Origin of the sequence: Xenorhabdus sp. Sc-CR9, from assembly GCF_963897815.1 — a bacterium.
Lineage (GTDB): Bacteria > Pseudomonadota > Gammaproteobacteria > Enterobacterales > Enterobacteriaceae > Xenorhabdus.
The window spans coordinates 1-15,018 of the sequence record NZ_CAWQTY010000159.1; the positions used below are offsets into that span (position 1 = coordinate 1).

A 15,018-nucleotide genomic window follows, 5' to 3' on the forward strand; every position below is an offset into this window, starting at 1 on the left:
AACTGCTGGACGAAGGCCGTGCAGGTGAGAACGTAGGTGTTCTGCTGCGTGGGACTAAGCGTGACGAAATCGAACGTGGTCAAGTATTGGCTAAACCAGGTTCAATCAAGCCACACACAACTTTCGAGTCAGAAGTTTATATCCTGAGCAAAGATGAAGGTGGCCGTCATACTCCATTCTTCAAAGGTTACCGTCCACAGTTCTACTTCCGTACAACTGACGTAACCGGTACTATCGAACTGCCAGAAGGCGTAGAGATGGTCATGCCAGGTGACAACATCAACATGATTGTGACCCTGATTGCACCAATCGCAATGGACGAAGGTCTGCGTTTTGCAATCCGTGAAGGCGGTCGTACTGTAGGTGCTGGTGTTGTTGCTAAAGTGATCGCATAATTTTTTTAATGTGTTCATTTTGGAAGGGCATCGATAGATGCCCTTTTTATACGTTGTCTTAAGAAGAACCTATCTCATCAATAGTTGTTCATTAAATCACTCTCCGATGGCAGACAAATCGCCGTTTGACAGTTATCCTTAATTGTTGGTGAGATAGGCTCTTGATACAACGGATGGGATTTGATATCGCTGAGATATATACTCAAGGGATTTCAAGAGGCAGCCGACAAAGCTGCAACTGAAAAGACGAAGAGTATAAAAGTCCTGCTGAATTATGGCGCCGAGTCAGATACAATTACAATTATCTTTGGGTTCGGTCTGATTTGTTTTGCTCTTGCGAGGCAAGCTGGCTATCTATTTACATCATAGTTACTTACATATAGTTACAGGTTGGTTTATGAGTGCGAATAGCGATGCTCAAGAAAGCGGGCGTGGTCTTGATATAGCAAAATGGCTATTGGTAGCTGTGCTGCTGGTAGCTGCTATAGTGGGTAATTATTATTACCGAGAGTATAACCTGCCTCTGCGTGCGATAGCCGTTGTGGCTATTGCTGCCTTTGCAGGAGCAGTTGCATTGTGGACAGTGAAAGGTAAAGCTGCATTAGCATTTGCCCGTGAAGCCCGCATTGAAATGCGTAAAGTCATTTGGCCAACTCGCCAGGAAGCTCTGCATACGACTTTGATTGTTGCAGCTGTAACCGCTGTCATGTCTCTGATCTTATGGGGACTGGACGGTATTCTGGTGCGTTTAGTTTCATTTATTACAGGCCTGAGGTTTTAAAAATGTCTGAATCCCCAAAAAAGCGTTGGTATGTCATACAGGCATTTTCTGGGTTTGAAGGTCGTGTTGCGCAATCTCTGCGTGAGCATATCAAATTACAAGATATGGAAGATTCTTTCGGCGAAGTAATGGTGCCGACAGAAGAAGTGGTTGAGATCCGCAGTGGCCAACGCCGTAAAAGCGAGCGTAAATTCTTCCCTGGTTATGTTTTGGTACAAATGGTAATGAACGATGCAACTTGGCATCTGGTTCGTAGTGTACCTCGCGTAATGGGTTTTATCGGTGGCACGTCTGACCGCCCGGCACCAATTAGCGATAAAGAAGTTGATGCGATTATGGATCGTCTTCAGCAAGTTGGTGATAAACCACGGCCAAAAACTCTGTTCGAGCCAGGCGAAATGGTTCGAGTCAGCGATGGTCCATTTGCAGACTTCAATGGTGTGGTAGAAGAAGTCGATTACGAGAAGAGCCGTTTGAAAGTATCGGTTTCTATCTTTGGTCGTGCTACGCCTGTTGAGCTGGACTTTAGTCAGGTAGAGAAAGTTTAATCTGACGATAAATCAAACAAGCTCACTTGCAAAGGGTGTGAAATTAGCATACAATTTCGCGCCTTTTGTTTTTATCTAGGCATTATTTTTTAATCATGTTTTCTAGATAACTTAGGTAAAAGTTTTAAGTGGTCTGGTCTTTATAGACGGGGCCTAAATTGTCAGGGGAGCCTCGCTTTGAGGCGATAAGACCCATATAGAGGAAATAAGATGGCTAAGAAAGTACAAGCCTACGTCAAGCTGCAAGTTGCAGCTGGTATGGCTAACCCAAGCCCACCAGTTGGCCCAGCACTGGGTCAGCAGGGTGTTAACATCATGGAATTCTGTAAAGCGTTCAATGCTAAAACTGAAAGCATTGAAAAAGGCCTGCCAATTCCAGTTGTTATTACTGTTTATGCGGACCGTTCTTTCACTTTCGTTACCAAAACCCCACCAGCGGCAGTTCTGCTGAAAAAAGCAGCGGGTGTCAAGTCTGGTTCCGGCAAGCCGAACAAAGACAAAGTTGGTAAAGTAACCAGCGCTCAGATTCGTGAGATTGCTGAAACTAAAGCTGCGGATATGACTGGTGCTGATGTTGACGCGATGATGCGTTCAATCGAAGGTACTGCTCGTTCCATGGGTCTGGTAGTGGAGGGTTAATCAATGGCTAAACTGACTAAGCGCATGCGCACTATCCGTGAAAAAGTTGATGCAACTAAACAATATGACATCAACGAAGCTGTTGCCCTGCTGAAAGAACTTGCTACCGCTAAATTTGTAGAAAGCGTTGACGTAGCTGTTAATCTTGGCATCGATGCTCGTAAATCTGACCAAAACGTTCGTGGTGCAACTGTGTTGCCACACGGTACCGGTCGTTCAGTACGTGTTGCTGTATTTACTCAGGGTGCAAACGCTGAAGCGGCTAAAGCTGCTGGCGCAGAACTGGTAGGTATGGAAGATCTGGCTGAACAGATTAAGAAAGGCGAGATGAACTTCGACGTAGTTATCGCATCTCCAGATGCAATGCGCGTTGTTGGTCAGCTGGGCCAAATCCTGGGTCCACGTGGCCTGATGCCAAACCCTAAAGTTGGTACTGTAACTCCTAACGTTGCTGAAGCGGTACAAAACGCTAAAGCTGGTCAGGTTCGTTACCGTAACGACAAGAACGGTATCATCCACACCACCATCGGTAAAGTTGACTTCGACGCTGACAAACTGCAAGAAAACCTGGAAGCTCTGTTGGTTGCGCTGAAAAAAGCCAAGCCATCTTCTGCTAAAGGCGTTTACATTAAGAAAGTTAGCCTGTCCACTACCATGGGTGCAGGTGTTGCGATCGACCAGTCTGGTCTGAACGCATCAGCAGCTTAATCATTATAAGCTGAGATAACGCTTTACCTTAGCGTCAGATTTGTCTAAAATCTGACGCTTAAAATTTGCCTGATTGTGTGTTTAATGACACATCACCTTTGAAAAATAAGGGGCTATCGGCAAATAACAAGTTTTCGGTTGGAGCTTGGCCTTAATCCAAGCCCCGTCCAAGACCGCAGGCGTAAGTACGTAGAAATAAATTACTTACTTAATATCCTGCGTAGACGGTGACAGAGCCAAATGAAATTTATTTTCTGGATTCTGCTCACCGTGTTTTAGCGCTCAGGCACATCCTGTGCTTTGAGTGAAGTGAGTTCCGGGTTTTCCCGGTTAATCCAGGAGCAAGAAGCTAATGGCACTAAATCTTCAAGACAAACAAGCGATTGTTGCTGAAGTCAGCGAAGTAGCCAAAGGCGCGCTGTCTGCGGTTGTTGCGGATTCTCGCGGCGTTACTGTAGATAAAATGACTGAACTGCGTAAAGCATGCCGTGAAGCTGGTGTTAGCGTACGTGTTGTACGTAATACCCTGCTGCGTCGTGCTGTTGAAGGTACTGAATATGAGTGCCTGAAAGAAGCGTTTGTTGGTCCAACCTTGATTGCTTTCTCTTCTGAACATCCGGGCGCAGCTGCTCGTCTGTTCAAAGATTTCGCGAAAGCGAATCCAGCATTCGAGATTAAAGCGGCAGCCTTTGAAGGTGAGTTTATCCCAGGATCAAATATCGATCGTCTGGCGACACTCCCAACTTACGATGAAGCAATTGCACGCCTGATGGCAACCATGAAAGAAGCCTCCGCAGGCAAACTGGTTCGCACTCTGGCTGCGCTACGCGATCAGAAAGAAGCAGCTTAATTGGCTATTTCCTTCGTTGCTTTTTAACGTATAAACTTTTTCTGAATTTTAGGAACACTTGTTATGTCTATCACTAAAGAACAAATTCTGGACGCAGTTGCAGAAATGTCTGTAATGGACGTTGTTGAACTGATCAGCATGATGGAAGAAAAATTCGGCGTTTCTGCTGCTGCAGCTGTTGCTGTAGTTGGTGGTGCTGCTGAAGCAGTTGAAGAAAAAACTGAATTCGACGTAATCCTGACTGGCATCGGTGCTAACAAAGTTGCTGTAATCAAAGCAGTACGCGGCGCAACTGGCCTGGGTCTGAAAGAAGCTAAAGACCTGGTTGAAAGCGCACCAGCAACACTGAAAGAAGGTATCAGCAAAGATGACGCTGAAGCTCTGAAAAAATCTCTGGAAGAAGCAGGTGCTTCTGTTGAGATCAAGTAAGATCAGTTTGAAGTTCGCAGCCTGATTTGTTAAGGCTGGCGGCTGGCGATTTTTTAATCGCCAGCCTTTTTGTGCTGTAAGGACATTGTTTGTAAGGTTTGTGGTTAATGGCCTTGTTTTAACAGCATTGTCTGAAAGCCAAATCATATTGCCTGCATAGATATATTGCCTGAAAGCAATATAACCTGAAAGGCATTATGTAGGGAGTTAACAGCATTTCACACTGTTTAGCTGTTAATGAACCCAGAATACTTCTTTCTATTGACGACTTAATATACTGCGTTCTCAGCTACGATCCACTCGGGTAGCTCGGTAGTCAGGTAACGCAATGAAATGATTTAAGAGTAATGGCAATGAGTGTTACGGAAAATATTCTATTTTCTGTTCGAAAAAATAGTGTTGCAGAGAGCTGTCCTTAAGGGCGGGCAGAGTGGGTCACTTATCAGCGAGCTGAGGAACCCTATGGTTTACTCCTATACCGAGAAAAAACGTATTCGTAAGGATTTTGGTAAACGTCCACAAGTTTTGGATGTTCCATACCTTCTTTCTATCCAACTTGACTCGTTCCAGAAGTTTATCGAGCAAGATCCTGAAGGCCAGAATGGACTTGAAGCGGCCTTCCGTTCTGTGTTCCCAATTCAGAGCTATAGCGGCAATTCAGAGCTGCAATATGTAAGCTACCGTCTTGGCGAGCCTGTTTTTGATGTTCAAGAGTGTCAGATCCGTGGTGTTACTTATTCCGCACCGCTGCGCGTTAAACTGCGTCTGGTGATCTATGAGCGCGAAGCGCCAGAAGGCACAGTCAAAGACATCAAAGAGCAAGAAGTCTACATGGGTGAAATTCCACTCATGACTGATAACGGGACTTTCGTTATCAACGGTACTGAGCGCGTTATCGTATCTCAGTTGCATCGTAGCCCAGGCGTTTTCTTTGACAGTGATAAGGGTAAAACCCATTCATCCGGTAAGGTACTGTATAACGCACGTATCATCCCTTACCGTGGTTCATGGTTAGATTTCGAATTTGATCCAAAAGATAACTTGTTTGTACGTATCGACCGCCGTCGTAAATTACCGGCTTCGATTATTTTGCGTGCGATGAGTTACTCCACTGAAGAAATCCTGAACCTGTTCTTCAACAAAACCGTTTTCGAAATTCGCGACAACAAATTGCAGATGACTCTGGTTCCAGAACGTCTGCGTGGCGAGACCGCTTCATTTGATATCGAAGCAAATGGCAAGGTCTATGTTGAAAAAGGCCGCCGTATTACCGCTCGTCATATCCGCCAGTTAGAAAAAGATCAGGTAAACTGCATTGAGGTACCTGTTGAATATATCGCTGGTAAGGTTGTAGCAAAAGATTACATCGACCAGAACACAGGTGAAATCATCTGTGCTGCTAACATGGAACTCTCTTTGGATCTGCTGGCGCGTCTTAGTCAGTCTGGTCACAAATCTATCGAGACCCTGTTTACCAACGATCTGGATCACGGTGCATACATTTCCGAAACTCTGCGTATTGACTCAACCAATGATCGCCTGAGCGCACTGGTTGAAATCTATCGTATGATGCGTCCGGGTGAACCACCGACACGTGAAGCTGCAGAGAATCTGTTTGAGAATCTGTTCTTCTCTGAAGATCGTTACGATCTGTCTGCGGTTGGCCGCATGAAATTCAACCGTTCACTGGATCGTGAAGAGGTTGAAGGTTCCGGTATCCTGAGCAAAGAAGACATCATTGACGTGATGAAGAAGCTCATCGATATCCGTAACGGTAAAGGTGAAGTCGACGATATCGACCATTTGGGCAACCGTCGTATCCGTTCCGTTGGCGAAATGGCTGAAAACCAGTTCCGTGTTGGTCTGGTACGTGTTGAGCGTGCAGTGAAAGAGCGTCTGTCTCTGGGCGATCTGGATACTTTGATGCCACAAGACATGATCAACGCGAAACCGATTTCTGCGGCGGTGAAAGAGTTCTTTGGTTCCAGTCAGTTGTCCCAGTTCATGGATCAGAACAACCCACTGTCTGAAATTACCCATAAACGCCGTATTTCTGCGTTGGGTCCAGGCGGTCTGACCCGTGAGCGTGCAGGCTTTGAAGTTCGAGACGTACACCCAACCCACTATGGTCGTGTATGTCCAATCGAAACGCCTGAAGGTCCGAACATCGGTCTGATTAACTCATTGTCCGTTTATGCGCGTACCAATGAGTACGGTTTCCTTGAAACCCCTTACCGTTTAGTTCGTGATGGTGTAGTGACCGATGAAATTCACTACCTGTCTGCGATCGAAGAAGGTAACTATGTTATTGCACAGGCTAACTCTGTATTGGATGAAGAAGGCCACTTCGTAGAAGAATTGGTCACTTGCCGTCATTACGATGAATCCAGCTTGTTCAACCGTGATCAAGTCCAGTACATGGACGTTTCGACACAACAGATCGTGTCTGTTGGTGCTTCCTTGATCCCATTCCTTGAACACGATGACGCCAACCGTGCCTTGATGGGTGCGAACATGCAACGTCAGGCAGTCCCGACTCTGCGCGCTGACAAGCCGTTGGTTGGTACAGGAATGGAACGTGCAGTAGCGGTTGACTCCGGTGTAACCTCTGTTGCTAAACGTGGTGGTGTGGTTCAGTACGTTGACGCATCCCGTATTGTAATCAAGGTTAACGAAGATGAAATGTACGCGGGTGAAGCGGGCATTGATATCTACAACCTGACCAAATATACCCGTTCTAACCAGAACACCTGCATCAATCAGATGCCATGTGTTTCTCTGGGCGAATTGGTAGAGCGTGGTGACGTACTGGCTGATGGTCCATCTACCGATTTAGGTGAGCTGGCACTGGGTCAGAACATGCGCGTGGCATTCATGCCATGGAATGGTTATAACTTCGAAGACTCCATCCTCGTATCTGAGCGTGTTGTTCAGGAAGACCGTTTCACCACTATTCACATTCAGGAACTGGCTTGTGTGTCTCGTGACACCAAACTGGGACCAGAAGAGATCACAGCCGACATCCCTAACGTGGGTGAAGCTGCACTGTCTAAGCTGGACGAGTCCGGTATCGTTTATATCGGTGCGGAAGTGAAAGGCGGCGACATTCTGGTTGGTAAAGTGACACCGAAAGGCGAAACTCAGCTGACACCAGAAGAAAAACTGCTGCGTGCGATCTTCGGTGAGAAAGCATCTGATGTGAAAGATTCTTCACTGCGCGTACCAAACGGTGTTTCCGGTACGGTTATTGACGTACAGGTCTTTACCCGTGATGGCGTAGAGAAAGATAAGCGTGCGTTGGAAATCGAAGAGATGCAGCTGCGTCAGGCGAAAAAAGATCTGACGGAAGAACTGCAAATTTTCGAAGCTGGTCTGTTTGCCCGTATTAACTCCGTGCTGGTTTCCGGTGGGGTTGAAGCGGAAAAACTCAATAAGCTGCCTCGTGGACGCTGGTTGGAGCTGGGCCTGGCTGATGAAGAAAAACAAAATCAGCTGGAGCAGCTGGCAGAACAGTATGACGAACTGAAAGCAGAGTTCGAGAAAAAACTGGATGCTAAACGCCGTAAGATCACACAAGGCGATGATTTGGCACCAGGCGTACTGAAAATTGTCAAAGTGTATCTGGCTGTGAAACGTCAGATCCAGCCTGGTGACAAGATGGCGGGTCGTCACGGTAACAAGGGTGTTATCTCCAAAATTAACCCGATCGAAGACATGCCTTACGATGAAAACGGAACAGCGGTAGACATCGTATTGAACCCGCTGGGCGTACCATCACGTATGAACATCGGTCAGATTCTGGAAACTCACTTGGGTATGGCGGCAAAAGGCATTGGTGACAAGATCAATGCGATGCTGAAACAGCAGCAAGAAGTTGCCAAACTGCGTGAATTCATCCAGAAAGCTTATGATTTGGGTGACGATACTCGTCAGAAAGTTGATTTGAGCACTTTCACCGACGAAGAAGTGATGCGTTTGGCAGAAAACCTGAAAAAAGGTATGCCAATTGCAACGCCAGTCTTTGACGGTGCGAAAGAAACCGAAATTAAAGAGCTGTTGAAATTGGGTGGCTTGCCGACTTCTGGTCAGATCACACTGTTTGATGGTCGCACCGGTGAACAATTTGAGCGTCAAGTAACTGTTGGTTACATGTACATGCTGAAATTGAACCACTTGGTTGATGACAAGATGCACGCCCGTTCTACCGGTTCTTACAGTCTGGTTACTCAGCAGCCGCTGGGTGGTAAGGCACAGTTCGGTGGTCAGCGCTTCGGTGAGATGGAAGTGTGGGCATTGGAAGCATACGGTGCTGCGTACACCCTGCAAGAAATGCTCACAGTTAAATCCGACGATGTTAACGGTCGTACCAAGATGTATAAAAACATCGTGGATGGTAACCACCAGATGGAACCAGGCATGCCGGAATCTTTCAACGTATTGCTGAAAGAAATCCGTTCGTTGGGTATCAACATCGAGCTGGAAGACGAATAAACCGTTTTCCCGCCAGTGATTATATACCCAATGGATTTCAAGATGCAGCGCGACGGCAAGGGAATGACAAATTCGTCGGGAACGAATTTGCCCAGCCAAAGGCTGGCCTCCGGTGAAAGGCTGGAGCCTTTCATTAATCCCCTGGAGCATAATAACTATGTGACAGGGGTGAGTAAGCGCAGCCAATAAAGCTGCAACTTGAAAGACGAAGGGTATACTGGTTATAGAGGTGAGTGGCATGGGCCACTCACCTAACAGGTCTAACTCCGACAGGAGCTATTTCGTGAAAGACTTATTGAAGTTTCTGAAAGCGCAAACTAAGACCGAAGAGTTTGATGCGATCAAAATTGCTCTGGCCTCTCCAGATATGATCCGTTCATGGTCATTCGGGGAAGTAAAAAAGCCGGAAACTATTAACTACCGTACGTTCAAGCCTGAGCGTGACGGTCTTTTCTGCGCACGTATTTTCGGGCCAGTAAAAGATTATGAATGCTTGTGTGGTAAATATAAGCGTTTAAAACACCGTGGTGTGATTTGTGAGAAATGTGGCGTTGAAGTCACCCAGACTAAAGTTCGTCGTGAACGTATGGGTCACATCGAGCTGGCATCTCCAACCGCTCACATTTGGTTCCTGAAATCTCTGCCATCCCGCATCGGTTTATTGCTGGATATGCCTCTGCGCGATATTGAACGCGTATTGTACTTCGAATCCTATGTGGTTGTTGAAGGCGGCATGACCAATCTTGAGCGTAGACAGATCCTGACTGAAGAACAGTATCTGGATGCGTTGGAAGAGTTCGGTGATGAATTTGACGCAAAAATGGGCGCAGAAGCGATCCAGTCTTTGCTGAAAAACATGGATCTGGAAAACGAGTGTGAAACCCTGCGTGAAGAGTTGAACGAAACCAACTCTGAAACCAAGCGCAAGAAGCTGACCAAGCGTATTAAACTGCTGGAAGCTTTCATTCAGTCTGGTAACAAGCCAGAGTGGATGGTTCTGACCGTTCTGCCAGTTCTGCCACCGGATCTGCGTCCACTGGTTCCACTGGATGGCGGTCGTTTCGCAACTTCAGACCTGAACGATCTGTATCGTCGAGTTATTAACCGTAATAACCGTCTGAAACGCCTGCTGGATCTGGCTGCGCCAGACATCATCGTACGTAACGAAAAACGTATGTTGCAGGAAGCGGTTGATGCGCTGCTGGACAACGGCCGTCGCGGTCGTGCAATTACCGGTTCCAACAAACGTCCTCTGAAATCCTTGGCTGACATGATCAAGGGTAAACAAGGTCGTTTCCGTCAGAACCTTCTGGGTAAACGTGTTGACTACTCAGGTCGTTCTGTAATTACCGTAGGTCCATACCTGCGTCTGCATCAGTGTGGTCTTCCTAAGAAGATGGCTCTGGAGCTGTTCAAGCCATTCATTTACGGCAAGCTGGAATTGCGTGGTCTAGCGACTACCATCAAAGCAGCCAAGAAAATGGTTGAGCGTGAAGAAGCCGTTGTATGGGATATCCTGGATGAAGTGATCCGTGAGCACCCGGTTCTGCTGAACCGTGCACCTACCCTTCACCGTTTGGGTATTCAGGCATTTGAACCTGTTCTGATCGAAGGTAAGGCTATCCAGTTGCACCCATTGGTGTGTGCGGCGTATAACGCCGACTTCGATGGTGACCAGATGGCTGTTCACGTACCGTTGACACTGGAAGCCCAGTTGGAAGCGCGTGCGTTGATGATGTCTACCAACAACATCCTGTCTCCAGCGAGCGGTGAACCAATCATCGTTCCATCTCAGGACGTTGTATTGGGTTTGTACTATATGACCCGTGACTGTGTTAACGCGAAAGGCGAAGGCATGGTTCTGAGTGGGCCTAAAGAAGCAGAGCGTGTTTACCGCGCAGGTCTGGCTTCTCTGCACGCTCGCGTTAAAGTTCGTATCACTGAAGAAGTGAGAGATGGCGAAGGCAATGTTACTGTTAATACAGGTTTGGTTGATACCACTATCGGTCGTGCCATCCTGTGGATGATCGTACCGAGAGGTCTGCCATATTCACTGATTAACCAGGCGCTGGGTAAAAAAGCAATTTCCAGAATGCTGAATACCTGTTACCGCATACTGGGCCTGAAACCAACAGTTATCTTAGCTGACCAGACCATGTATACCGGTTTTGCTTATGCTGCCCGTTCAGGGGTGTCTGTAGGTATCGATGACATGGTTATTCCTGAGAAGAAAGAAGGCATCATTGCTGAAGCGGAAGCTGAAGTGGCCGAAATTCAGGAACAGTTCCAGTCTGGTTTGGTAACTGCTGGCGAACGTTATAACAAGGTTATCGATATCTGGGCTGCGGCGAACGAACGTGTTGCTAAAGCGATGATGGAAAATCTGTCTACTGAAACTGTTATTAACCGTAACGGCGAAGAAGAACAGCAGGTTTCTTTCAACAACATCTTTATGATGGCCGATTCCGGTGCGCGTGGTTCTGCTGCTCAGATTCGTCAGTTGGCGGGTATGCGTGGCTTGATGGCAACTCCAGATGGTTCGATCATCGAAACACCAATCACCGCGAACTTCCGTGAAGGTTTGAACGTACTCCAGTACTTCATCTCAACCCACGGTGCTCGTAAAGGTCTTGCGGATACGGCATTGAAAACCGCGAACTCCGGTTACCTGACCCGTCGTCTGGTTGATGTTGCCCAAGACTTGGTCGTGACTGAAGATGACTGTGGTACTCACAACGGTATCCTGATGACTCCGGTTATCGAAGGTGGTGATGTTAAAGAACCACTGCGTGAGCGCGTATTGGGTCGTGTAACGGCTGAAGATGTTCTGAAACCAGGCACTGCGGACATTCTGGTAGAGCGTAATACTCTGCTGAACGAAAAATGGTGTGATCTGTTAGAAGAAAACTCCGTTGACAGTGTGAAAGTACGTTCTGTAGTAAGCTGTGAAACTGACTTCGGTGTTTGTGCGAACTGTTACGGTCGTGACCTTGCTCGTGGTCACCGAATCAACAAAGGTGAAGCTGTTGGTGTTATCGCGGCACAGTCAATCGGTGAGCCGGGTACACAGCTGACGATGCGTACGTTCCACATCGGTGGTGCGGCATCTCGTGCGGCAGCAGAATCCAGCATTCAGGTACGCAACAAAGGTCATTTGAAACTGAGCAACGCGAAATTCGTGACGAACTCAGCAGGCAAACTGGTTATTACTTCCCGTAATACCGAATTGCGCCTGATCGATGATTTCGGTCGTACGAAAGAAAGCTATAAAGTGCCTTACGGCTCGGTATTGGCGAAAGGTGATGGTGAGGCAGTAACCGGCGGTGAAACCGTTGCAAACTGGGATCCACATACCATGCCAGTCGTGAGTGAAGTGTCCGGTATCATCCAGTTCTACGACATGGTTGATGGCCAGACCATTACCCGTCAGACGGACGAATTGACCGGCCTATCTTCACTGGTGGTTCTGGATAGTGCAGAGCGTACCGGTAGTGGTAAAGACCTGCGTCCGGCACTGAAAATCGTAGATGCTCAGGGTAACGACGTTCTGATCTCAGGTACAGATATGCCAGCTCAGTACTTCCTGCCGGGTAAAGCGATTGTTCAGCTGGAAGATGGCATCTCCATTTCTGCGGGTGATACGCTGGCACGTATTCCTCAGGAATCTGGCGGTACTAAAGATATCACCGGTGGTCTGCCACGCGTTGCAGATTTGTTCGAAGCTCGTCGCCCGAAAGAACCTGCTATTCTGGCAGAAATCAGCGGTATCGTTTCCTTCGGTAAAGAAACCAAAGGTAAACGTCGTCTGGTGATCAGCCCGCTGGATGGTAGTGACGCATACGAAGAGATGATCCCTAAATGGCGTCAGCTCAACGTGTTCGAAGGTGAGGTTGTTGAACGCGGTGATGTTATCTCCGATGGCCCAGAGTCTCCACATGACATTCTGCGCCTGCGTGGTGTTCATGCGGTTGCTCGTTACATCACCAACGAAGTGCAGGAAGTTTACCGTCTGCAAGGCGTTAAGATTAACGATAAACACATCGAAGTTATCGTTCGTCAGATGTTGCGTAAAGCAACTATCGCAAATGCGGGTAGCTCTGAATTCCTTGAAGGTGAGCAGGTTGAATACGCGCGAGTTAAAGTCGCGAACCGTAAGCTGGAGCAGGATGGTAAAGTACCTGCGACTTTCCAACGTGATCTGTTGGGTATTACCAAAGCATCACTGGCAACAGAATCCTTCATCTCTGCGGCGTCGTTCCAGGAAACAACCCGCGTACTGACTGAAGCTGCTGTTGCAGGTAAACGTGATGAGCTGCGTGGCCTGAAAGAGAACGTCATTGTTGGTCGTTTGATCCCTGCTGGTACAGGTTATGCCTACCATCAGGATCGTATCCGCCGCCGTCACGAAAATGAAGTGACCGAAGCGCCACAAGTTAGCGTTGATGAAGCAACCGCAAACCTTGCTGAATTGTTGAATGCAGGTTTCGGTAGCAGCAATAACGAGTAATATCGTGATGAGTAGCATACTCTATATGTGTAGCTAATCGTGAAATGCCCTCTCTTAGTAGAGGGCATTTTTTTGGATGAAAAATAAAAATGAGACGAATCGTTCATGTTATTGCAATAGTTTCCTTACCGTTTTTGATGTGTTTTTCCAATCCGGTTTTAGCGCAACATCATAGCCAGCCAAGCTACCGTTATATGGAGATGATAAGAGATAGTGAAATCTATGCTTGGGTAGGTGAGCATGTTATTGAGGTTGGAGTAATCAAAAAAGGACAAATTTTACAAGCTATTAAAGAAACAGGAGAAGAAAGTGATTATTATGAATTCCATTTTGGTAATGGTAGTGGCTATATTGCCAAAGGAAATTTAAAGGGAATAAAGAAATCTGCATTTCCCAGTGATCCCTTCGATATTCTTCACAAGAAAGCCTCTCAAAATTTGGTGATTTTTAAAGCAGCTCAAGTCCACAGTACACCTGAAACTGATAGCAAACCAATTGCAGTTTTGATGGGAAATCTCCGCTACCCGGTTTTAGACAAATTACGTGATCATTCATACCATACTTGGTATGAAATTAATTTCGGGGATCGACTGGGTTACATTAGTGATCGGGATGCTGAACTAGACAATGGTGTTCCTCTGTTAACTTATCACCATATTCTTCGTGATAAAGAGAATAAACGTTTTCGCCACACCTCAACAACGACGTCTCTGACGGCTTTTCGTGAGCAGATGGATTACTTGAAACAGGCAGGTTACACGACTATTTCATTGTATGAACTGGAGGGCTATTTAAATAGTACGATTAATTTACCAGCAAAAGTGGTTGGTTTGACTTTCGATGATGGGTTAAAATCCGTTTACCGTTATGCTTACCCCATTTTGAAAAAGAATAACCAGAAAGCGACATTCTTTATTATTTCATCCCGAATTAAACGCTATCCACAAAAATGGAATCCTGATAGTTTACAATTTACTAGCCTTTCTGAATTATATGCTATGCAGGATGTGTTTGATTTCCAATCTCATACTCATTTTCTGCATCGTTTAGGAAAAGAGAAACAGCCCATATTATTTAGTCGGTCAAGTAATACTATTTTATATGATTTTGAACGTTCGAGACGTGCCTTGTCACAATTTAATCCACATGTGCTTTATCTCTCTTATCCTTTTGGTGGATACAATCTAAAAGCAATGAAGGCTGCTGAAAAAGCTGGGTTTCATTTAGCTGTCACTACGATACAAGGCAAAGTAAAACTGGGAGATAATCCATTTTCTTTGAAACGTTTATATATATTACGGACAGATCCCATTGAAAAAATGGCAAAAATGATTGCTAATAATCCAGATCCAATGTCTTTGCAACCGATTGATAATAGAATGTAAGATATAAAATCATTTAGTCGATAAATAATAATTGGTCACTCTTAATGTGATAATTTTTTCTGAGGATGGAAATTATGGATTTCTTGGAATTAATGCTGGAAATTTTTTATGACTTCATAAAGTGTATTATCAAGTTTTTTGCCTAGATATTTGAGATTACCATGAAGGATATTGTTGTTTCATTGCTTTCTATAGGTGTTTTATGCTGTATTATATTTTTATTCATAATGCCTAAGTTTATTTTCAATATCTTGTTATTGTTGATTTTTATTTGTTTGGTTTTTA

General features: G+C 46.0%; 9 protein-coding genes and 1 pseudogene. All 10 read left to right on the forward strand.

Features of this window, described 5'->3' with window-relative positions:
* A pseudogene (tuf, locus tag AACQ81_RS07095) lies at window positions 1–395 on the forward strand (elongation factor Tu); the annotation flags it as partial.
* A gap of 397 nt (window positions 396–792) precedes the next feature.
* The gene (secE, locus tag AACQ81_RS07100) at window positions 793–1,176 is read left to right on the forward strand and encodes a preprotein translocase subunit SecE (RefSeq protein WP_092552024.1); all 384 of its coding nucleotides are present in this window, start codon (window positions 793–795) and stop codon (window positions 1,174–1,176) included.
* A 2-nt stretch (window positions 1,177–1,178) separates the two neighbouring features.
* Window positions 1,179–1,724, forward strand: a complete 546-nt coding sequence (gene nusG / locus AACQ81_RS07105) for a transcription termination/antitermination protein NusG (protein WP_092552027.1) — start codon at window positions 1,179–1,181, stop codon at window positions 1,722–1,724.
* Between the two features lie 210 nt (window positions 1,725–1,934).
* A complete protein-coding gene (gene rplK, locus AACQ81_RS07110; protein WP_038237931.1) occupies window positions 1,935–2,363 on the forward strand; it encodes a 50S ribosomal protein L11 in 429 nt (142 codons plus the stop codon).
* 3 nt (window positions 2,364–2,366) lie between these two features.
* Entirely contained in the window at window positions 2,367–3,071 is a 705-nt protein-coding gene (gene rplA / locus AACQ81_RS07115; protein WP_237386772.1) for a 50S ribosomal protein L1, read from the forward strand.
* Window positions 3,072–3,423: 352 nt separating this feature from the next.
* On the forward strand, window positions 3,424–3,921 hold the full coding sequence (rplJ, locus tag AACQ81_RS07120) for a 50S ribosomal protein L10 (protein WP_237386773.1): 498 nt from the start codon (window positions 3,424–3,426) through the stop codon (window positions 3,919–3,921).
* A 63-nt stretch (window positions 3,922–3,984) separates the two neighbouring features.
* Entirely contained in the window at window positions 3,985–4,350 is a 366-nt protein-coding gene (rplL, locus tag AACQ81_RS07125) for a 50S ribosomal protein L7/L12 (protein ID WP_237386774.1), read from the forward strand.
* Window positions 4,351–4,812: 462 nt separating this feature from the next.
* A complete protein-coding gene (gene rpoB / locus AACQ81_RS07130) occupies window positions 4,813–8,841 on the forward strand; it encodes a DNA-directed RNA polymerase subunit beta (protein ID WP_237386775.1) in 4,029 nt (1,342 codons plus the stop codon).
* Window positions 8,842–9,124: 283 nt separating this feature from the next.
* Entirely contained in the window at window positions 9,125–13,348 is a 4,224-nt protein-coding gene (gene rpoC, locus AACQ81_RS07135) for a DNA-directed RNA polymerase subunit beta' (protein WP_237386776.1), read from the forward strand.
* A gap of 89 nt (window positions 13,349–13,437) precedes the next feature.
* Window positions 13,438–14,733: a polysaccharide deacetylase family protein gene (locus tag AACQ81_RS07140; RefSeq protein ID WP_443089536.1), complete on the forward strand. Its 1,296-nt coding sequence runs from the start codon at window positions 13,438–13,440 to the stop codon at window positions 14,731–14,733.
* The last annotated feature ends 285 nt before the right edge of the window (window positions 14,734–15,018 follow it).